The following is a 21,103-nucleotide window of genomic DNA, read 5'->3' as shown; positions in this document are numbered from 1 at the left end:
GCCAGGTCGACTTCGGCGTCGCCGAACGCTGCCTGACCGACTGCGGCACCTTCGACGAGACCAACGCCGGCAACTGGCCCGACGTCCCGTACGACGCGTACTGCAAGGACGACACCGAGTGCGAGGACAACTACTCGCCGACGTTCTGGTCGCGCAAGCGCCTCACCGGGATCACCACCCGGGTGCTGACCGGCGGCGCGTACAAGGACGTCGACGCGTGGACCCTGACACAGGGCTTCCCCGCCGCCGGTGACGGCATCTCACGCCCGCTGTGGCTGAGCGCCGTCCAGCGCACGGGCAAGGCCGGGACGACGGTCACGCTGCCGCCCGTCACCTTCGCGGGAGAGCAGCGCGCCAACCGGGTCGACAAGACCGGTGACGGGCTCGCCCCGTTCGTCCGGCTCAGGCTCTACCAGATCAACACCGAGACCGGCGGCACCATCGGCGTCACCTACACGCAGCCCGACTGCACGGTGTCCGACCTGCCCGCGCCGGACGCGAGCAACGACCGGCGCTGCTACCCGGTGAAGTGGGCGTACGAGGGGTACGAGAGCAAGCTCGACTGGTTCAACACCTACGTGGCGACCCAGGTGGTCGAGGGTGACAACCTCGTCGAGTCCCCCGACAAGGTGACCACCTACCGCTACCTCGACGGCGCCGTCTGGACCAAGAGCACCGACGAGATCACCAAGGCCGAGGACCGGACGTACTCCGTCTCCCGCGGCTACGGGCGGGTCCAGACCCGCGTCGGCGCCGCGTCCGACCCGAGGACCCTCACCGAACGGCGCTTCTTCCGCGGACGCGACGGCGTGGCCGTCAAGGACTCGGCCGGTGAAGGGGTGACCGACCGCGAGCAGTTCGCCGGCATGGTCCGCGAGAGCGTCACGTACAACGGCGACGACACCTCGAAGCCGGTGACCGCCACCTCGTACACCCCGTGGCGCTCCGAGGCCGTCGCCTCCCGCGACCGTCCCGGGCTGCCCGCCCTGACGGCGTACCGCACCGGTACCCAGAAGGAGGAGACCCGGGCCACCGTCACCGGCGGCACCCGCACCACCGAACTCACCCGCACCTTCGACGCGTACGGCATGATCGCGTCCGTCTCCGAGACCGGGGACACGCAACGCACCGGCGACGAGCGGTGCACCACCATCAGCTACGCCCGCAACACGGCCGCCGGAATCCTCGACACGGTCAGCAGGAACCTGATCGTCGCCGTCCCCTGCGGCAGCCCGACGTCCTGGCCGTCCGACGCCATCGACGACGTCCGCACCTCCTACGACGGCGGCGCGTTCGGCGCGGCGCCGACCCGTGGGAACGTCACCAGGAGCGAGCGGATCAACGGCGCCGGCACCGGCTACGACGTGGTGTCCAGCACCCCCGCCACCGACTTCGACGTCTACGGCCGCGCCCTGTCGGCGGCGGACGTCCACGGCAAGGTCACCACGACCCGCTACACCCCGGCCACCGGGGAGCCCCCGGCCACCGTGCTCGTCACCAACCCGCTCGGGCACGCGGCGACGACCACGATGGACCCGCGGCGCGGGCTTCCCACCCAGGTCAGCGACGCCAACGGCAAGGTGACCACGACCGCGTACGACGGGATGGGACGGAAGACGAAGGTGTGGCTGCCGACCCGCTCGGCCGTCACCTACCCCGACTCCCCGAACCACGTCTTCGAGTACCAGGTCCGCAACGACGGCCCGATCGTCGTCACCAGCAAGTCCCTGACCCACGACGCGGACTACCGGACGTCCTACTCCTTCTACGACGGCATGCTGCGTCCGCGGCAGACCCAGGAGACCTCTCCCGACCTGTCCGGGCGGCTCGTCACCGAGAGCTTCTATGACACCCGCGGCCAGGCCTGGCGCTCCTCCGGCGTCTACTACGCCACCGGCGCGGCGGAGCCTGTCCTGGTCACCGGCCAGGAGCTGACGTACCCGGCGTCCACGGACACCGAGTTCGACGGCGCCGGGCGCATCACGGCCGTGATCTCGCGCAGGTTCGGCGACGAGACCAAGCGCACCACGACCAGCTACACCGGTGACACCGCCACCGTGGTCCCGCCGAAGGGCGGCATCGCGAGCACCAAGGTGATGGACGCGCTCGGCCGGACCGTCGAACTGCGCCAGTACGTGGACGCGGCCCGCACCCAGTACCGGTCGACGCTCTACCGCTTCGACCGGAAGGGGCGGGTGGACCGGCTGACCAACCCCTCCGGCGCCGCCTGGAACTACGGTTACGACGTCCGCGGCCGCCAGGTGCGGATCGAGGACCCCGACAAGGGGACGGTCAACACCACGTACGACGCGGCCGACCGGCCCGTCGACGTCACGGACGCCCGGCTGAGGACCCTGCACACCGACTACGACGCGCTCGGCCGCAAGACCGCGGTCAAGAAGGGCACGACGACCCTCGCGTCCTGGGAGTACGACACCGTCGCCAAGGGGCAGCTCAGCAAGGCGAGCTCCTGGGTCGACGGCCAGGCGTACGAGTCCGCCGTGACCTCGTACAACCCCCTCTACAAGCCCGTCGGCACCCAGCTGACCATCCCGGCGCGTGAGGGAGCGGCCGCCGGCGTCTACAAGTGGACGACCTCCTACAACCCCCACACCAGCCAGGTGATGTGGACCCTGCAGCCCGCCATGGGCGGACTGCCGGCGGAGAAGGTCGCCAACAGCTACAGCCCGGTCACCGGGCTGCTCAACACCGTCGGCGCGGGCAGCGACGCCCTGATGTCGGCGGGCACCTACGACCACTACGGCCGGCTGATCCGCCAGGACCTCGGATCCTTCGGACAGAAGGTCGTCCTCTCGAACATCTACGACGAGCACACCGGCGCGCTGACCCAGACCTTCACCGACCGCGACCTGGCACCGCAGCGGGTCGAGGACACGAAGTACGGGTACGACCCGGCCGGCAACATCACCTCCATCGCCACCGGCTACGGCCAGGACGCGGCCCGGACCACGGACACCCAGTGCTTCACGCTGGACCCGCTGGCCCGGATCACCGAGGCCTGGACCAACACCGGCACGGCGTGCGCGGCGGCGCCCTCCACGGCGGTCGTCGGCGGCCAGGACGCCTACTGGACGTCGTACACCTACGACGCCGTCGGCCAGCGCAAGACCGAGACGCAGCACAAGACCGCCTCGGGCCCGGCCGCCGACACGCTCCGGACCTACACGGCTCCGGCCGCGGGCACCCACAGGCTGCCGAAGGTCACGCAGACCGGTACGAACGCGCACGACGAGACCTTCACCTACGACGCCGCGGGCAACACCGAGACCCGCAAGATCGGCGCCGCGGCCCAGCAGACCCTCAAGTGGGACGACCGGGGGCACCTCGCGTCGGTCACCGAGGGCACGACGGAGAAGGCGAGCTACCTGTACGACACGGAGGGCCAGCGGCTCGCGGCGAAGGACGCCGACGGCACGACCCTCTACCTCCCGGGAGGCAACGAACTGCACCTGAGCAAGACCGGCGTCCTGACCGGCACCCGCTACTACGGCGCAGGTGACCGGATCATCGCGGTGCGCACCGGCGGCAAGCTGAGCTTCACGCTCGCCGACCACCACGGCACGGGCACCACCCAGATCACGGCCGACGCGGCGCAGACCGTCACCCGCCGCAAGACCGCGATCTTCGGCGGCGCCCGGGGCAGCCGGCCGACCGCCTGGGCGGGGGAGAAGGGCTTCGTCGGCGGCACGGACGACACCGCCACGGGACTGATCCACCTCGGCGCCCGCGAGTACGACGCGGCCCTCGGCCGCTTCGTCTCGGTCGACCCGCTGTTCATCACCGACGACCCGCGCCAGCACAACGGGTACGGCTACGGCAACAACAACCCGGTGACCCAGACGGACCCGGCGGGCACGGAGATCGGCTCGATGCCGAACTCCTGCCTGTACGACCTGAAGAACTGCTCGAAGGACGAGAAGTCGGGGAAGAAGCCGGCGTGCTGCGTCTCCTACGGCGGCCGCGGCGAGGGCCGCAAGCCCTCGGCCCCGCACTACTGCGACGGCTGCGTGCCGCTGAAGCCCGGCAGGCCGGCGGACATCCCCCTCGGCGTCGAGGTGCCGAGCGGCGGGGCCGACGTGGTGGATTCCTACACGATCGAGGGCCCGAAGGTCTCCCACGTGGACTACTCGACCGGCGCCAACGTCCGGACCGTGTCCATGGACTACCGGGAGATCTTCACCTACTCGTACGCCGACCTGGTGTCGACCACCCAGGAATTCTCCGACAGCTGGAACTTCGAGCTCTCCTTGAGCGCGGAGACCAAGGCGAAGGGAGGGCTCTTCATCGCGGAGGCCGAAGCCAGCGTCGGCGTCGGAGCGAAGATCGGCAAGGGGCTGTCGTGGGGCGACAGCGACAGCAAGGCGACCACCACCACCTTCGCCTCGGCGAAGCAGATGGACTGGAAGGCCGGGCAGCGCGTGGGGTACGTGCCCGCCGGGTACCTCCGGCAGTACACGACCGTCTACTTCCACAAGGGAGGCCGTACCTCGACCAAGAACTGGACCGCCTTCGAGGTGCACTCCTTCGAGCCCCATCCGTTCAAGTCCGACCCGCCGAACATGGTGAACCTCAGGACGGTGGCCTGCCGTTCGGAGTCCTCATGCGGATGAGACCCCTCGCACTGACGGCCCTCGTCCTCTCGGCCGCGCTGCTCACGGGCTGCGGTGGTCAGGAGGACGCTCCACGGGTGCCGGCGGCCCCCGCTCCGGCGACCTCCGGGGCGGGCGCGACGGACGGCCCGGTGGAGTGGGCGGCGCAGGTCGCCGGCCTGACGGCTCCCGAGCACGGGACCGTCACCGAGGCCGGGGTGAGTCTGGCCCGGCGCGCCGGCGGCTACCGCTTCTACCTGTGGGAGACCACCAAGGGGAAGGTCTGCACCGCCCAGGTGACGGACTCGGGCGTAGCCCGTGAGGTCGCCTGCGGCAACCCCGCGGAGGCGGTCCCCGGGAAGGGCTCGAAGCTGGCGAGGTTCGTCGGACCGGGCACCGGTTTCGCGGAGTGGTACGTCATGGTCGCCGTCGAGCACGGGGCGGAGGTGACCTCGGTCGAACACGAGGGCAAGGCGCTGTCCTGGACACGCGTCAGGACGCTGTCGTCCGCGACGACCGGCCGTGACGTCTACTACGTCACACTGCCGGACCGGACGTACGGGTCGCTCGACGTCACCCTGAAGGGGGCCGACGGACGGCCCGGGAAGGACCGGCTCCGGCTCTGACGGGGCCTGAGCACAGGACGGCGGGGGTGTCTTCGGGCGCCCCCGCCGTTCGTCGTTCCCGTGTGCCGCGGCGGCGTCGTCGTCAGGTCAGCGGCTTCGCGAAGCAGCGGCTGTTGTCGTGGTCGCGGTACATGCCGAACTTGGCGCACGGTGCGTAGCCGCTGGAGGTGTAGAGGGCTATCGCCTCCGGCTGGGCCGTGCCCGTCTCCAGGACCATGCGGGTGCGGCCGGCCTCGCGGGCGTCGGACTCCAGGGCGGAGAGGATGCGGCGGGCCAGGCCCAGGCCGCGGGCCTCGGGGATCACGTACATGCGCTTGAGTTCGGCGTCGCCGTTCTCGTAGCCCTCGTCGTTCTTGTCCTGGGTGCGCCAGCCGCCGGTGGCGACCGGGTTGCCCTCGGGGTCGTACGCGAGGAGGTAGAGGCCCTGCGGAGGGACGAACATCCCGGCGTCCAGCGGTGTGGCGTCGCCCTCGTCGCCGTAGCGGACGGCGTACTCCGCCTGGACCGCGTCGTTGAGCTTGACGGCGTCGGGGTGGTCGTAGGGCGTGGGCTGGATGTTCATGCGGAGTATCGTACATGTATGCGAGGACGGGGTGTCGGTATTCTCCCGGGATGCTCACTGTGACGTCCGTGAATGTCAATGGTCTCCGCGCCGCCGCCAAGAAGGGGTTCGTCGAGTGGCTCGGCGGCACCTCCGCCGATGCCGTCTGTCTTCAGGAGGTGCGCGCCGAGGAGGCGCAGCTGCCGCCGGAGGTGCGGGCGCCCGAGGGCTGGTTCACCGTCCACGCGCCCGCCGCCGCCAAGGGGCGCGCCGGGGTGTCCCTCTACACGCGCCGCGAGCCCGACCGGGTGCGCGTCGGCTTCGGGTCGAGCGAGTTCGACACCAGCGGCCGGTACGTCGAGGCGGACCTGCCCGGCGTCACCGTCGCCAGCCTCTACCTGCCCTCCGGCGAGGTCGGCACCGAGCGCCAGGACGAGAAGTACCGGTTCATGGGCGAGTTCCTGCCGTACCTGAAGGAGCTCCGGGAGCGGTCCGCCGCCGACGGCCGCGAGGTCGTCGTCTGCGGCGACTGGAACATCGCCCACCAGGAGGCCGACCTCAAGAACTGGAAGGCCAACAAGAAGAACGCCGGCTTCCTCCCCGAGGAGCGGGAGTGGTTCGGGAAGGTGCTGGAGGAGGGCGACGGGGGGTACGTGGACGTCGTGCGCGCCCTGCACCCCGAGCAGGAGGGGCCCTACTCCTGGTGGTCCTACCGAGGCCGCGCCTTCGACAACGACAGCGGCTGGCGCATCGACTACCAGCTCGCCACCCCCGGGCTCGCCGCGAAGGCCGTCAAGGCGTACGTCGAGCGGGCCGCCACCCACGCCGAGCGGTGGAGCGACCACGCGCCCGTGACCGCCGTCTACGGGTCGTAGGCGGCGGCGGGGGTACTCAGGGGCCCGGCTGCGGGGCTCCCGGGCCCAGGCGGCGGTCGAGCGCCATCGACAGTTCCGCCTCCACCACGCTCTTCGCGAGCGGGCGCAGCCGCCACAGGTCGTCCTCGGCCGCGTGGGTGCGCAGCAGGTCGGTGAAGAGCTCGGCGAGGGCGTCGGCGTGCTCGCGGACGCGGGCGCCGGCCTTGAGGACCTCGGCGAGCGGGACGCCCTCGCGGACGAGCGCGGCGGAGACGTCGAGCAGCCGGCGGCTGATGTGGATGATCTCCTCGCCGTCGGTGACGAGGTAGCCGAGGTCCAGGGCGGCGGCGAGGTTCTCCGGGGTGACCTCGCCGGCGAAGTGGTCGGCGAGTTCCTCGGGGGTGAGACGGACCGGCTCCTCCTCGCTGGGGGCGCCGAGGGCGAGCACCTCGCGGACGTTGCGGCCGCTCTCGAAGGCGGTGGTGAGGTCGGCGATGCCGTTGAGGGTGTGGCCGCGCTCCAGGAGGGCGGCGATCGTGCGCAGCCGGGCCAGGTGGTTCTCGTCGTACCAGGCGATCCGGCCCTCGCGGCGGGGCGGGGGGATCAGGCCGCGCTCACGGTAGAAGCGCAGGGTGCGCACGGTGATGCCGGCGGCGGCCGCCAGCTCCTCCATGCGGTACTCGCGTACGCCCTCGGGCTGGTGCGGGGCGGGCGTGGCCTGGTGCGGGCTGCCGCCCGTGCCGGTCCGCCGGTCCTCGCGTGCGCCCTCGTGTGTCACCGTGTCGGGTCCCGATCCTTCGCCTGTCCCTCTGCCTGATCCTTCAGCCACGGACGCCAGCCTATGTTGTACCGCCGGTAACTTTCCCTCGCCCGACCCCTACCGCTCGGTATGGAGCTGCTCTACAGTCCCGACTGTGCCAGTGATTGCTGGCGTGATTGGCCGGGCACGCGGGAGGCGGCATGGCGAAGCACGAGCAGGTACGTGTGGCGGTGATCGGATCGGGATTCGGTGGCCTCGGCGCCGCCGTCCGGCTGCGCCGCGAGGGGATCACCGACTTCGTGGTCCTGGAGCGGGCCGACTCCGTGGGCGGCACATGGCGGGACAACAGCTACCCCGGCTGTGCCTGCGACGTCCCCTCCCACCTCTACTCCTTCTCCTTCGCGCCCAACCCCGACTGGCCGCGGACCTTCTCCGGGCAGCGCCACATCCGCGCGTACCTGGAGCATGTCACGGACACCTTCGGCATCCGTCCCCACCTGCGGCTGAACCACGAGGTCGAGCGGATGGAATGGGACGCAGAGGCGCTCCGCTGGGAGATCGAGACCAGCCAGGGCTCCTTCAGCGCCGAGGTCGTCGTCTCCGCGACCGGCCCGCTCTCCGACCCCAAGATCCCGGACATCCCCGGTGTCGCCGACTTCCCCGGCAAGGTCTTCCACTCGGCCCGCTGGGACCACGACTACGACCTCACCGGCAAGCGCGTCGCCATGATCGGCACCGGCGCCTCCGCCATCCAGATCGTGCCCGCCATCCAGCCGCAGGTCGGGAAGCTGACCCTCTTCCAGCGCACGCCCCCGTGGGTCATGCGCCGCATGGACCGGGCCATCAGCGGCCCCGAGCGCTGGCTCCACCGCGCCCTGCCCGTCACCGGCACCCTGCGCCGCGGCCTCCTCTGGGGCATCCGCGAACTCCAGGTCGGCGCCTTCACCAAGCACCCGAACGAACTCGGGCTCGTCGAGAAGCTCGCCAAGGCCAACATCGCCAAGTCCATCAAGGACCCGGTCCTGCGGGCCAAGCTGACCCCCTCGTACCGCATCGGCTGCAAGCGCATCCTGCTCTCCAGCACGTACTACCCGGCGATCGCGCAGCCCAACGTCGACGTCGTCGCCTCCGGCCTGCGCGAGGTCCGCGGCTCGACCGTGGTCGCCGCCGACGGCACCGAGACCGAGGTCGACGCGATCATCTTCGGCACCGGCTTCCACGTCACCGACATGCCGATCGCCGAGCGGGTCGTCGGCGCCGAGGGGAAGACGCTCGCCGAGACCTGGAAGGGCGGCATGGAGGCGCTGCGCGGCGCCACCGCCGCCGGATTCCCCAACTTCATGACGGTCATCGGCCCCAACACGGGCCTCGGGAACTCCTCGATGATCCTGATGATCGAGTCCCAGCTGAACTACATGGCCGACTACCTGCGCCAGCTCAACGTGCTGGGCGGGCGCGCCGCCCTCGCCGTCCGGCCCTCCGCCGTCGGCGCCTGGAACCGCAAGGTGCAGGCCCGGATGGAGCGGACGGTCTGGAAGGCCGGCGGCTGCGAGAGCTGGTACCTCGACGCCAACGGGCGCAACACCACGCTGTGGCCGGGCACGACCGGCGAGTTCCGGCGCGAGACCCGGCAGGTCGACCTCTCCGAGTACGAGGTCATCCGCGCCCCGAAGCCGGTGAAGGCCGCCGAGCCCGCCGCGCCGAAGTCCCGTACCGCCTCCCGCAGGAAGGAGGCCGCCAAGTGAGCCGGCACCTGACCTCACTGACCTCCGCCCGGGAGCTCACCGCCGTCTCCGCCGACGGCGCCCGGATCCACGTGGAGGTGTACGGCCCCGAGGGCGCGCCCGCCGTCGTCCTCGCCCACGGCTGGACCTGCTCGATCGCCTTCTGGGCCGGGCAGATACGGGCCCTCGCCGCCGACCACCGGGTCATCGCCTACGACCAGCGCGGCCACGGCCGGTCCCCGGCCCCCGCCGGGCCCTCCGGATACGCCACCCGGGCGCTCGCCGACGACCTCGAAGCGGTCCTCGCGAGCACCCTCGCCCCCGGCGAGAAGGCCGTCCTCGCCGGTCACTCCATGGGCGGCATGACCCTCATGGCCGCGGCCGACCGGCCGGGCTTCCGGGAGCACGCGGCGGCCGCGCTGCTCTGCTCCACCGGGCCCTCGCGGCTCACCGCCGAGGCCACCGTCGTCCCGGGCCGGCCGAGCGGCCGGCGCACCCGGCTCACCCGGGGCGTCCTCGGCGCGAAGGCGCCGCTCGGGCCCGTCAACGCCGTCTCGAAGAAGGTCCTCAAGTACGCGACGATGGGCCCCGGTTCGGCGCCCGAGCGCGTCGACGCCTGCGCCCGGATCGTGCACGCCTGCCCGCGCGGGGCCCGCGTCGGCTGGTCGAAGGTCCTCTCCGAGCTCGACCTGGAGGCGGGCCTGCGGGCGCTCGACCTGCCCGTCGCGGTCGTCGTCGGCACCGCCGACCGGCTCACCCCGCCCGTCCACTCCCGCGCCATGGCCGAGGCCCTCCCGCAGTGCGTGGGACTGCTCGAACTGGCGGGTATGGGGCATATGACACCTGTGGAGGCCCCCGAGGCCGTCACCGCGCGGATCCGCGAACTGACCGACACGTACCTGGAAGTGAAGGAGAAGGCATGAGCCGGGTGAGCCTGGAAGGACAGGTCGCGGTCGTCACCGGAGGCGCCCGCGGCGTCGGGGAGCTCCTCGCCCGCAAGCTGTCCGCGCGCGGCGCGAAGATCGCCCTCGTCGGCCTGGAGCCGGAGCAGCTCAAGGAGGTCGCCGGGCGGCTGCACACCGAGGCCGACTGGTGGCACGCCGACGTCACCGACCACGAGGCGATGGCCACGGTCGCGGCCGAGGTGAAGGAGCGGTTCGGGAAGGTCGACATCGTCGTCGCCAACGCCGGTGTCGCGGCGGGCGGCCCCTTCGTGGAGTCCGACCCGGGCGCCTGGCGGCGGGTCATCGAGGTCAACCTGATCGGCGGCGCGGTGACCGGGCGGGCGTTCCTGCCGGTCCTGATGGAGTCGCGGGGGTACTTCCTCCAGATCGCCTCGCTCGCCGCGCTGACCCCCGCTCCGATGATGACGGCGTACTGCGCGTCCAAGTCGGGCGTCGAGGCCTTCGCGCACAGCCTGCGCGCCGAGGTCGCGTACAAGGGGGTCAAGGTCGGCGTCGGCTACCTCTCCTGGACCGACACGGACATGGTGCGGGGCGCCGACGAGGACTCCGTGATGCGGGAGCTGCGCCAGCGGCTGCCGTGGCCGGCGAACCGCACGTACCCCCTCGGCCCGGCCGTCGACCGGATCGTCGCGGGCATCGAGCGGCGCTCCGCGCACGTCTACGCGCAGTGGTGGCTGCGTGGGATGCAGTCGGTCCGGGGCTACCTGCCGGGGATGATCGCGACCGTCGGGCAGCGCGAGATGAGGCGCTTCGAGCCGCGCCTCGGCTCGGTCTCCAAGGGGCTGGTGGGCGCGGGCGGCGCCGCCGACGAGGAGGCGCGGACCGGCGGTTCGGCGACGCGCTGACGAGGCTCCAGCTGCGCGGCGGGAGGGGACCCCGCCGCGTGGTAGCCGTCCGTAACTGATCGAAATGCGTGGAATGTTCGCTCGTGCAAGGCTGGTCGAGGCCCCGGAGGCGCATCGCCTCCGTCCCCTCTCACCCGTCTAGGAGTGAACCTTCATGGGCAAGGCAGAACAGTTCAAGGACACGTCGGAGCAGCTGAAGCAGCAGGCCAAGCAGGCCATGGGCAAGGCGAAGGACGAGGCGTCCTCGCGCGCCTCCCAGGGCCGCGGCCGCCCCGACGACGAGACGCGCAGGGCCCAGCAGGCGGCCCAGGACCGTCTCGACCAGGACTACGACGCCTGACGCGTTCGTCCTTCGCATGCTGTGTCGGGGAGGCGCACCCGGTTCACCGGGTGCGCCTCCGCGTGCGTCCGCGCGCGCTCACGCCAGTACGACCCGCATCCCGCGCTCCTCAAGGGCTCGGACCGTCAACGCGAAGAGGTCGTACGGCTCGCCGTCCGGTGACAGCGCCCTGGACAGATGCGCGCGGGCGACGCCGGCGTCCCGCCAGGTCAGGGTGGCAGGGGCGGTGAGGCCGAAGCCGCCGCCCAGGCACTCGTGGAGGGCCTGGAAGTCTCCGCCGAAGTAGCCGCCGGGCCCGTTCACGGCCTCGCCGAGCGCGAGCCAGAGCCCCGGCGCGTCGGTGACGTGCCGTCCGTCGAGCTCGTACGCGGTCCCCGCCGGCCGGTCCCCGAGTGTGCGGCGGCAGGCGCGTTCCCGCACGAGGTCGTGCCAGGCACCCCGCCGCCGGGTGTCGAGCACGGCCCAGGCGCCGGACTCGGCCGGCGGCCCGGCGAGCCACCGCTCCCACACGTCGCGGGCCCAGGCGGGCAGGGGGTCGAAGTCTCCGTCCAGCGTCAGGTCGATCAGGTCAGGTCCGAGCGCCGACGGCTCCCAGGCGGTCACCACGGGCCGCATCAGCCGGCTCGTCAGCGGTGCGCCCTGTCCGTCCCGCAGTTCCAGTTCGGCCTCGTCCAGTTCCAGGGCCCGCCGGGTGCCCTTCCCCAGGGCCCGCCGGAGCTCCTCGCCCGGGGTCAGGCCGCGCAGGACCAGGGGGAGGTCGGTGCGCTGCTCGGGCACGACGGCGGCGAACTCCCGGCAGGAGCCCAGCCATCGGTGTCCGTCGTGCAGCCGGACAGGGCCCCGGTGATCCTCGGGCGGGCCCAGGTCGTCGTCCTCGCCGGTGAGGACGAGACCGGCCGTGGTGTGCGACGCCTCGACGTCCTCAAGGAGCCAGGCGTCGTACTCCTCGCCGTCATCGGGCTCCCCGGCCTCGTTCGCCACGCGTTCCGGCACCAGCCACACCCGGTCGCCGAGCCAGTCGCCGTCCCGGAACCAGGAGCCCTCCGGCTTCCAGCCGAGGAGCTCGTACGTCCCGCGCTCGGGCTCCCCGAAGAGGCCCTCCACCTCGGGGCAGACGCCCCAGACGTGGCCGTCCTCGGTGCTGATCAGCGTGTACATGGCTCGATCATGGCGCATAAGTCACGCGCGTCCGGCGGCGGATGTTCGTACGGTGGCGCCCATGGCCGTACTTGAGCGACTGCGAACCGATCACGCCCCCGCCCTGCTCGCCTTCGAGCGGGAGAACCGGGGGTACTTCGCCGCGTCCGTGCCCGACCGGGGGGATCCACTTCCATGTGCTCGTGGGGGAGGGCGGCGAGATCCTCGGGCGGTTCAACCTCGTCGACGTCGCCGACGGGGCCGCCGAGCTGGGGTACCGGGTGGCCGAGAAGGCGACCGGGCGGGGCGTGGCGACGGCCGGGGTGCGGGAGGTGTGCCGGCTGGCGCGCGAGGAGTACGGGCTCAGCAGGCTGACCGCCGTCACGACCCTCGACAACGACGGGTCGAGGGTCGTGCTGGGGCGCGTCGGCTTCGGCGCGGTGGGGAGCGTGACGCTCGACGGGCGGGCGGGGACGTCCTACGAGCTGGACCTGGCCGACGGCGTGGGGCGGAGCGCCGCCTAGGGGGTCTCCTGCCGATCGGGCCGGGCCCGTCGACAGGACACCACCCCCGAGGGCCTGTCCGAAGGGCGCGTCACTCCCCGGTCGTTCCTCGCGGCGGCAGCTTCGGGCGGGAGCGGTCCGGGAGGTCCACATAGCCCGGGGGGCTGGCCGCCGGGGTCTCCGCGAGGAGGGCGAGGGCCACCTCCACGGCGTCGTCGAGCTGGGCGTGCCGGCCCTCCGCCCAGTCGAGGGGGGTGCGCAGGACGGCGAGGTCCGGTTCGACGCCGTGGTTCTCCAGGGACCAGCCGTACTCGGGGAACCAGGCCGCGTTCATCGGGACCGTGATCTGGGTGCCGTCGCCGAGGCGGTGGCGGCCGGTCATGCCGACGACTCCGCCCCAGGTGCGCTGGCCGACGACGGGCCCCAGTCCGAGGAGCTTGAACGCGGCGGTGATCATGTCGCCGTCGGAGGAGGTGGCCTCGTCGGCGAGGGCGACCACCGGGCCGCGCGGGGCGTTGGAGGCGTACGAGACGGGCTGGGCGTCGCGGGTGAGGTCCCAGCCGAGGATCCTGCGGGTGAGTTTCTCTATGACCAGCTCGCTGATGTTGCCGCCGGCGTTGCCCCGTACGTCGACGATGAGGGCCGGCCGGGAGACCTCCATGCGCAGGTCGCGGTTGAACTGGGCCCAGCCCGAGCCGCCCATGTCGGGGATGTGGAGGTAGCCGCAGCGGCCGCCGCTGATGTCCCGTACCACCGCCCGGCGTTTGGCCACCCAGTCCTGGTAGCGCAGCGGACGCTCGTCGATCAGCGGGACGACGGCGACGCGGCGGGCCCGGCCCTCGCCCTCGGCGGGGGTGAAGGTGAGCTCGACGGTGGTGCCGCCGGTGCCGGAGAGCAGCGGGAACGGGCCGGCGACCGGGTCCACGGGCCGGCCGTCGACATGGGTGAGGACGGCGCCCTCGCGGATGCCCGTACCGGCGAGCGGGGAGCGGGCCTTGGAGTCGGAGGACTCGCCGGGCAGGATGCGCCTCACCGTCCAGCCGGCCTCGCGGGGCACGAGGTTGGCGCCGAGGAGGCCCATCGGCCGCTGGTAGTGCGGGGGTCCTTCGTTGCGGCGGGCGGGGGTGACGTACGCGTGGGAGGTGCCCAGTTCGCCGAGGACCTCGCGGAGCAGGTCGGCGAACTCGTCGGGGGAGGCGACCCGTTCGACGAGCGGCCGGTACTGGTCGAGGACGGCCGTCCAATCGACCCCGCCCATGTCGGGCTCCCAGAAGTAGGCGCGGACGATCCGGCCCGCCTCGTCGAAGGCCTGCCGCCACTCGGCGCCCGGTTCGACCTCGTGGAGGATGCGCCGCAGGTCCAGGTAGACGGTGGAGTCGCCGTCCCCGGACTCGGTGGCGGGCACGGCCCGCAGGTCGCCCTCGTCGGCGATCACGAGCCGGGTGCCGTCGCCGCTGACCGCGAACCAGTCGAGGTCCTTGGCGAGTTCGCTCTTGCGAGCCTTGGTGATGGAGAAGTGCTCCAGGGTGGGCTTGCCCGAGGTGTCGGTCGGGTTGGCGAAGGTCTCGCCGAGCGCGCCCGAGATGGGCCAGCGCAGCCAGACCAGGCCGCCGCCGCTGACCGGGTGGAGGGCGGAGTACTTGGAGGCGGCGACCGGGAAGGGGGTGACCCGGTCGGGGAGCCCCTCGATCTCGACGGTGACCGTGCCGTCGGTGGTCGTCTCCGTGTCGTCGTCGGCCGGGTCGAGACCCCCGGCGGCCGGGCGCCCGTCGGGGAGCAGCGCGAACGGCGAGGGCGTCGCGGAGGAGAGCGGGACCAGGTAGGGGCGGCAGCCCAGCGGGAACGACAGGTCGCCGGTATGCACGTCGTACACCGGGTCGAAGCCCCGCCAGGAGAGGAAGGCGAGGTAGCGGCCGTCCCGGGTGAAGACCGGGTTCTCGTCCTCGAAGCGCCCGTTGGTGACGTCGATGACGGTGCGGGCGCCGGGGCCGGAGATCCGGGCCATCTTGATCGAGCGCAGGGAGCGGCCGATGCCCGGGTGCGACCAGGTGAGCCAGTCGCCGTCGGGGGAGAAGGCGAGGTCGCGGACGGGGCCGTTGACGGACCGGATGAGTTCGGTGACCTCGTTGTCGGAGTCCTCCGCCGCGTCGAGGAGGAGCAGCCGGCCGTCGTGGGAGGCGATCGCGAGCCGTTCGCCGTCCGGGTCGGCGATCAGCTCCTCGACCCGGCCGAGGTCGCCGGAGGCGAGGCGGCGGGGCGGCCGGTCGCCGCTGGCGCGCGGCAGATAGGCGACCTCGACGGCGTCCTCGCCCTCGGCGTCGGTGACGTACGCGACCTGGCCGCCGCTGCCGAGCATCTCGGGGAGCCTGACCCGGACGCCGGGGGTGTCGACGATCGTGCGGGCCGGGCCGTCGCGGTGGGTGAGCCAGTAGAGGCTGCCGCGCACGGAGACGGCGCTGGCCCGGCCGGTCTCGTCGACGGAGACGGCGTCGATGTGGTGGGCGGCGGGCACCTGGTAGGGGCGCCGGCCGACGCGCTGGCCGCCGAGCCGCACCTCCAGTCTCCGGGGGCGGGAGTCGGGGGTGAGGGCGTCGACGATCCACAGGTCGCCGCCGCACTGGTAGACGACCCGGCGTCCGTCGGTGGAGGCGTGCCGGGCGTAGAACTCGTCGTGGTCGGTGTGCCGGAGCAGGTCGGTGCCGTCGGGCAGGCAGGAGTAGAGGTTGCCGACGCCCTCGTGGTCGGAGAGGAACGCGACCCGGCCGTCGACGGCCATCGGGCAGTCGAGGTGGCCGCCGATGTCGGCGAGCAGCCGCTCGCCGTGCAGCCAGAGGCGGCCGGTGGCGCCGCCGCGGTAGCGCTTCCAGGCGGCCGGCTCGTGGGGCGGCTTTCCGGTGAGGAGGAGGGTGCGGCGCTCGGCGTCCTGCCCCTCGGCGGCTCCCTTGCCGGCCTTTCTGTAGGCGTCGTGCTCGGTGACGGCGATGTCGGAGACCGGGCCCCAGGGGAGCCGGCCGCCTGGGGAGCCGTCGGTGGGGACGTTGTAGGCCCACGAGTAGTACGAGAAGGGCTGGCCGTGCGAGGAGACGGCGAGGATGTCCGAGCGGCCGTCCTTGTCGGGGGGTGTCCAGCCGCAGACGCGGGTGTCGGTCGAGCCCCAGTAGGTGAGCCGCCGGGCGGGCCCGCCTTCGATGGGGACGAGATGGATCTCTGGGTCGAGGCTGCGCCAGTTCGTGTACGCGATCTGCCGGCCGTCCGGCGAGAAGCGCGGGTGGCCCACCCGCGTCCGGTCGACGGTGAGCCGCCATGCCCGGCCGGGGCGGTGGCCCTCGGGGGCGAGCGGGGCGATCCAGAGGTCGTCCTCGGCGGCGAAGCACAGCAGGTCGTCGTGGAGGTGCGGAAAACGGAGATACGCGACGTCGTCACTCACCTCCTCATGCTTTCCAAGCGAGGGGGGCGCGGCAACTCGTACGTGCTTGCGGGCGTCTTCAGGGGCGTGGCGCGGCTGCGGTGTGGTCCAGGACACGTACGAAACGGTTTCGTTTCGCTGAGGGCGGGGGTATCTTCTTACTGTACGAAACCGTTTCGTTCGACAGGAGTCCGGTCATGGCCCGCAGCAGGCTCACCCCAGAGCGTGAGTCCGAGCTGTACGGAGCCGTGCTCGACCTCCTCCGGGAGGTCGGCTACGACGCCCTCACCATGGACGCCGTCGCCGCCCGCACCCACTCCAGCAAGGCCACCCTCTACCGCCAGTGGGGGAGCAAGCCCGAGCTGGTCGCCCGGGCGCTGCGCGACAACAAGCCGGCCGATCTCTCGCAGATCGACACCGGCACGCTGCGCGGCGACTTCCAGGAACTCGTCGACCGGTCCGACGACTGTCAGATGGAGAGGGACTCCGCGCTGATGCGGGGTCTGGCCCATGCCGTCCACACCAACCCCGACCTGCACCGGGCGCTGCGTGAGCTGCTCATCGAACCCGAGATGAACGGCCTCGACGAGGTACTGCGCCGAGCGGTCCGCAGGGGCGAGGTCGACGCCGGCAACCCGGCGCTGAAGCTCGTCCCGCACATGCTGATCGGTGCGTTCATCGCCCGTCCGCTGATCGACGACCAGCCGGTCGACCACGCCTTCCTCAAGACCTATGTCGACGCCGTGGTGCTCCCCTCACTCGGCGTCTAGAGCCCCTCCCCACGCAGCACCCGCAGTACCGCACCCCCCTGACGACGCACCGCTCCGCCGTCGGGCCGGCTCCCCATGCCCTGTCCCACCCCACACTGGGAGACGCCCCCGTGGCCACGTTCCTGTACAAGTTGGGCCGTTCCGCCTTCCGGCGCCGACGGCTCGTCGCCCTCCTCTGGGTGGCCCTCCTGGCGGTCGCCGGGATCGGCGCCGCCACCGCACCCGTCGCGACCTCCAGCTCCTTCTCGATCCCCGGCACCGAGGCCCAGCGCGCCTTCGACCTGCTCGAAGAGCGCTTCCCGGGCGCCGGCGCCGACGGAGCCACCGCCCGCGTCGTCTTCAAGGCCCCCGAGGGCCAGAAGATGACCGACCCGGCGCACAAGGCCGTCGTCGAGGAGACCGTCGCCGCCCTGAAGTCCGGCTCGGACCAGATCGTCTCGGTCACCGACCCGTACACCGGGCAGGCCGTCTCCCAGAACGGATCCACCGCCTACGTCTCCGTCGCCTACAAGGTCAACGCGATGGAGCTGACCGACGAGACGCGCGAGGCGCTGACCCAGGCCGGACACAACGCGCAGGGCAAGGGGCTGACCGTCGAGGTCGGCGGTGACGCCCTCCAGACCATGCCGGAGACCGGCTCGGGCGAGATCGTCGGCGTCGTCATCGCCGGCATCGTCCTGGTCCTGACCTTCGGTTCGCTCGTCGCGGCCGGACTCCCGCTGCTCACGGCGATCATCGGCGTCGGCATCGGCGTCTCCTCGATCACCGCGCTCGCGAACGTCCTCGACCTCGGCTCCACCACCTCCACCCTCGCGATGATGATCGGCCTCGCGGTCGGCATCGACTACGCCCTCTTCATCGTCTCCCGCTACCGCGCTGAGCTGGCGGACGGCCGCGAGAAGGAGGACGCCGCGGGCCGCGCCGTCGGCACGGCGGGCTCCGCCGTCGTCTTCGCCGGGCTCACCGTCGTCATCGCCCTGGTCGGCCTGGCCGTCGTCAACATCCCGATGCTGACGAAGATGGGCTTCGCCGCCGCCGGCACGGTCGTGATCGCCGTACTGATCGCGCTCACCCTGATCCCCGCCCTGCTCGGCTTCGCCGGCGACAAGGTCATCGGCCGCAAGCAGCGCAAGGCCGCGAAGGCCGGTGCCGAGGCCGATGCCGAGGCCGGTGCCGAGGCCGGCGCCGCCCGGAGCACGAAGAGCGAGAAGCCGAACGGCGGCACCCGGAGCACGAAGAGCGAGAAGCCGAACGGCGGCACCCGCTGGGCCCGCTTCGTCATCCGCCGCCCCGTCATGGTGCTGCTGATCGGCGTCCTCGGCCTCGGCGCGATCGCGCTGCCCGCCGCCTCCCTGGAGATGGGCCTCCCGGACGACGGCGTCAAGCCGACCTCCACCACCGAGCGCCGGGCGTACGACGCCCTCTCGGACGGCTTCGGCCCCGGCTTCAACGGCCCGCTGCTCGTCGTCGTGGACGGCGACAAGGCGACCGCCGACAGCACGGTCTCCACCATCAAGGGCCTGGAGGGCTGGGCCGCCGTCACCCCGGCGACCCCGAACAAGGCCGGCGACGCCGCGATGATCACCGTGGTCCCGAAGGACCGCCCGTCCTCCGGCGCCACCGAGACCCTCGTCCACGACATCCGGAACGCCACCGGCGACGACGTCCTCGTCACCGGCGCCACCGCGATGAACATCGACTTCTCGCAGAAGATGAACGACGCCCTGGTGCCGTACCTGGCCCTCGTCGTCGGCCTGGCCTTCCTGCTCCTGACCGTGGTCTTCCGCTCGATCCTCGTCCCGCTGAAGGCGGCCCTCGGCTTCCTGCTCTCGGTGGTCGCGGCCCTCGGCGCCGTCGTCGCGGTCTTCCAGTGGGGCTGGCTCGGCAGCCTCTTCGGGGTCGAGCAGACCGGCCCGATCATGTCGATGATGCCGATCTTCATGGTGGGTGTCGTCTTCGGTCTCGCGATGGACTACGAGGTCTTCCTCGTCACCCGCATGCGGGAGGCGTACGTCCACGGCGAGCGGCCCGGCGAGGCCATCGTGACCGGCTTCAAGCACAGCGCACGGGTGGTCACCGCCGCCGCGGTGATCATGATCGCGGTCTTCTCCGGCTTCATCGGTATGACGGACCAGATGATCAAGATGATCGGCTTCGGCCTGGCCGTCGCGGTCCTCTTCGACGCCTTCGTGGTCCGGATGGCGATCGTCCCGGCCGTCCTCGCGCTGCTCGGCCACAAGGCCTGGTGGCTGCCGAAGTGGCTGGACCGGATCCTGCCGAACGTGGACGTGGAGGGCGAGGGGCTCGCCAAGGACACGCCCGCGGACGGAGCGCCCGGCTCGAAGCCGGACCTCGTGAAGGTCTGATCCTCAGGGTCTGATCGCGTGCGCCGTCAGCTCGTCGTCATCGACGGGCCGGCGGCGTACGTGTGTTTCAGGAACCGGGTCAGCGCCGTCGTGTCGAACTGGACGACCGTCACCATCCCGTCGTCCTTGTGGAGCTCGACGACCGTCTGGACGCGGCCGCAGGGCCAGACGCCTATGTCGCCGCGGCGGGTCGGGGCGCGCAGGCCGGTCTCCAGGAGGACGCGGGGGAAGGACCACTCGACGTCGCCGGGGAAGACGAAGCGGACGGTCGCGGGGGAGAAGCCGGGGTCGTAGCGGAGGTCGACGGGGACGGGCCGGGAGAGCGGGGCGTCGCTGATGATGCGTCCCCTGGCGTGGTCCTCGACCGCGAGGTCGGTGTCGCGGTCGACTGAGTGGGCGGCTTCGTGGTCGAGTGCGCGATCGTCTGCGGCAGCCATCGGGGGCTCCTCACCGTTTGTCCTCTTATCGACTAATGTCCCACTCCTTCCCGGCGCGCGCACAACCCATGCGCCGCTGTTCTGTGACCTGTGCGCTCTTGCAAGTACTTTGCAGGAGCGCTCATCATTCAGGGCGTGCATGTACCTGACGGATTCATCAACGCCCCCGTATCGGTCGCCGCCGGTGTCGTCGCCGCCGGCGCCGTCGCCGTGAGCCTGCGCGGGGCACGGCGGGAGCTCGGGGGCACCTCCCGTGCCGGAGGCCACGGGGGAGAGAGGACCGCTCCGCTCGCCGGGCTCGTCGCGGCCTTCATCTTCGCCGTCCAGATGCTGAACTTCCCGGTCGCCGCCGGGACCAGCGGACATCTCCTCGGCGGCGCGCTCGCGGCGATCCTCGTCGGGCCATGGACCGGTGTCCTCTGCATAGCCGTCGTCCTGCTCATGCAGGGCATCCTCTTCGCCGACGGCGGGCTCACCGCGCTCGGCGTGAACATCACGGTCATGGGCGTCGTCACGGTCGTCGTCGCGTACGGGCTCTTCCGCGGCCTCGTCCTGCTGCTGCCCCGCACCCGCGCCTCGGTGACCGCGGCCTCCTTCGTCGCCGCGCTCGTCTCCGTACCGGCCGCGGCCGCCGCCTTCACCGCCCTCTACGCGGTGGGCGGCACCACCGACGTCCCGGTCTCCAAGGTCCTCACGGCCATGGTCGGCGTCCACGTCCTGATCGGCGTCGGCGAGGCCGTCATCACCATGCTGACCGTCGGCGCGGTCATCGCCGTCCGCCCCGACCTGGTGTACGGCGCCCGTGGTCTGACCGCCCCGCTCAAGCTGCGCGTCGGCGGCGAGCTGGTCGACGCGGCCCCGGCCGCCGAGCCCGCCCCCGCCCCCGCCGGGTCCCCGAGGAAGCTGTGGATCGGCGGGGTCGTCACCGCGCTCGTCCTCGCCGGCTTCGTCTCCTTCTACGCCTCCGCCAGCCCCGACGGCCTGGAGAAGGTCGCCGCCGACAAGGGCATCGACAGCAAGGTCGAGGACCACGCGGCCGCCGACTCGCCGCTCGCCGACTACGGCGTCAAGGGCATCGAGACGGCCCGCCTGTCCGGCGGCCTGGCCGGCGCGATCGGCGTGGGCGCGACCCTCGCCGTCGGCACGGGGGCGTTCTGGGTCGTCCGCCGCCGCCGTACGCCGGCGGAACCCGGCACCCACGCGGAAACGACGGCCTGAG

The 21,103-nt window shown here is 72.1% G+C and carries 15 protein-coding genes and 1 pseudogene; 11 read left to right on the top strand and 5 right to left on the bottom strand.

The window, feature by feature from the left end:
• A partial coding sequence (locus tag ACIP8Z_RS35105; RefSeq protein ID WP_402090650.1) for an RHS repeat domain-containing protein occupies positions 1–4,631 on the top strand: 4,631 nt, incomplete at its 5' end.
• Positions 4,628–5,236 (top strand): hypothetical protein, encoded by a 609-nt coding sequence (locus tag ACIP8Z_RS35100; RefSeq protein WP_402090648.1) that lies wholly within the window; start codon positions 4,628–4,630, stop codon positions 5,234–5,236. The genes ACIP8Z_RS35105 and ACIP8Z_RS35100, both read left to right, overlap by 4 nt.
• Before the next feature lie 82 nt (positions 5,237–5,318).
• On the opposite strand, the gene ACIP8Z_RS35095 is transcribed toward ACIP8Z_RS35100, so the two are convergent.
• The gene (locus ACIP8Z_RS35095) at positions 5,319–5,798 is read right to left on the bottom strand and encodes a GNAT family N-acetyltransferase (RefSeq protein ID WP_402090646.1); all 480 of its coding nucleotides are present in this window, start codon (positions 5,796–5,798) and stop codon (positions 5,319–5,321) included.
• 50 nt (positions 5,799–5,848) lie between these two features.
• On the opposite strand from ACIP8Z_RS35095, the gene ACIP8Z_RS35090 reads away from it, so the two are divergent.
• Positions 5,849–6,652 carry an exodeoxyribonuclease III gene (locus tag ACIP8Z_RS35090; RefSeq protein WP_402090644.1) on the top strand — a complete coding sequence of 268 codons (804 nt, stop codon included), beginning with the start codon at positions 5,849–5,851 and terminating at the stop codon, positions 6,650–6,652.
• Positions 6,653–6,668: 16 nt separating this feature from the next.
• On the opposite strand, the gene ACIP8Z_RS35085 is transcribed toward ACIP8Z_RS35090, so the two are convergent.
• Positions 6,669–7,304, bottom strand: a complete 636-nt coding sequence (locus ACIP8Z_RS35085) for a MerR family transcriptional regulator (RefSeq protein ID WP_402090664.1) — start codon at positions 7,302–7,304, stop codon at positions 6,669–6,671.
• Positions 7,305–7,591: 287 nt separating this feature from the next.
• On the opposite strand from ACIP8Z_RS35085, the gene ACIP8Z_RS35080 reads away from it, so the two are divergent.
• The 4 genes from ACIP8Z_RS35080 to ACIP8Z_RS35065 all read left to right on the top strand — a co-directional run bounded on the left by ACIP8Z_RS35080 (position 7,592) and on the right by ACIP8Z_RS35065 (position 11,265).
• Positions 7,592–9,136 carry a flavin-containing monooxygenase gene (locus tag ACIP8Z_RS35080; protein WP_402090642.1) on the top strand — a complete coding sequence of 515 codons (1,545 nt, stop codon included), beginning with the start codon at positions 7,592–7,594 and terminating at the stop codon, positions 9,134–9,136.
• Positions 9,133–10,038, top strand: a complete 906-nt coding sequence (locus tag ACIP8Z_RS35075; protein WP_402090640.1) for an alpha/beta fold hydrolase — start codon at positions 9,133–9,135, stop codon at positions 10,036–10,038. Before ACIP8Z_RS35080 ends, ACIP8Z_RS35075 begins: the two co-directional genes overlap by 4 nt.
• The gene (locus ACIP8Z_RS35070) at positions 10,035–10,925 is read left to right on the top strand and encodes an SDR family oxidoreductase (RefSeq protein WP_402090638.1); all 891 of its coding nucleotides are present in this window, start codon (positions 10,035–10,037) and stop codon (positions 10,923–10,925) included. Before ACIP8Z_RS35075 ends, ACIP8Z_RS35070 begins: the two co-directional genes overlap by 4 nt.
• Before the next feature lie 154 nt (positions 10,926–11,079).
• Positions 11,080–11,265 (top strand): hypothetical protein, encoded by a 186-nt coding sequence (locus ACIP8Z_RS35065; RefSeq protein WP_402090636.1) that lies wholly within the window; start codon positions 11,080–11,082, stop codon positions 11,263–11,265.
• A gap of 78 nt (positions 11,266–11,343) precedes the next feature.
• Here the strand turns inward: ACIP8Z_RS35065 and ACIP8Z_RS35060 are convergent, their stop codons facing one another.
• Positions 11,344–12,423 (bottom strand): hypothetical protein, encoded by a 1,080-nt coding sequence (locus ACIP8Z_RS35060; protein WP_402090634.1) that lies wholly within the window; start codon positions 12,421–12,423, stop codon positions 11,344–11,346.
• A gap of 61 nt (positions 12,424–12,484) precedes the next feature.
• Here ACIP8Z_RS35060 and ACIP8Z_RS35055 point away from each other — a divergent pair.
• Positions 12,485–12,926: pseudogene (locus tag ACIP8Z_RS35055) on the top strand (GNAT family N-acetyltransferase).
• Positions 12,927–12,996: 70 nt separating this feature from the next.
• Here the strand turns inward: ACIP8Z_RS35055 and ACIP8Z_RS35050 are convergent.
• The gene (locus ACIP8Z_RS35050; protein WP_402090632.1) at positions 12,997–16,332 is read right to left on the bottom strand and encodes a S41 family peptidase; all 3,336 of its coding nucleotides are present in this window, start codon (positions 16,330–16,332) and stop codon (positions 12,997–12,999) included.
• Positions 16,333–16,508: 176 nt separating this feature from the next.
• On the opposite strand from ACIP8Z_RS35050, the gene ACIP8Z_RS35045 reads away from it, so the two are divergent.
• Together ACIP8Z_RS35045 and ACIP8Z_RS35040 are read left to right on the top strand one after the other, a co-directional pair.
• On the top strand, positions 16,509–17,081 hold the full coding sequence (locus ACIP8Z_RS35045; protein WP_384921785.1) for a TetR/AcrR family transcriptional regulator: 573 nt from the start codon (positions 16,509–16,511) through the stop codon (positions 17,079–17,081).
• A 110-nt stretch (positions 17,082–17,191) separates the two neighbouring features.
• Positions 17,192–19,447, top strand: coding sequence for an MMPL family transporter (locus ACIP8Z_RS35040; RefSeq protein ID WP_402090630.1), 2,256 nt, complete (start codon positions 17,192–17,194; stop codon positions 19,445–19,447).
• Between the two features lie 26 nt (positions 19,448–19,473).
• On the opposite strand, the gene ACIP8Z_RS35035 is transcribed toward ACIP8Z_RS35040, so the two are convergent.
• Positions 19,474–19,884, bottom strand: a complete 411-nt coding sequence (locus ACIP8Z_RS35035) for an SsgA family sporulation/cell division regulator (protein ID WP_319319269.1) — start codon at positions 19,882–19,884, stop codon at positions 19,474–19,476.
• A gap of 135 nt (positions 19,885–20,019) precedes the next feature.
• Here ACIP8Z_RS35035 and ACIP8Z_RS35030 point away from each other — a divergent pair, with 135 nt between their 5' ends.
• Positions 20,020–21,102 (top strand): energy-coupling factor ABC transporter permease, encoded by a 1,083-nt coding sequence (locus tag ACIP8Z_RS35030; RefSeq protein ID WP_402090628.1) that lies wholly within the window; start codon positions 20,020–20,022, stop codon positions 21,100–21,102.
• Position 21,103: the final 1 nt, after the last annotated feature.

Source organism: Streptomyces sp. NPDC088553 (genome assembly GCF_044752965.1).
Classification (GTDB): Bacteria; Actinomycetota; Actinomycetes; order Streptomycetales; family Streptomycetaceae; genus Streptomyces.
Note: the sequence above shows the minus strand (reverse complement) of the source record. Positions and strands in the feature narration are given on the sequence as shown.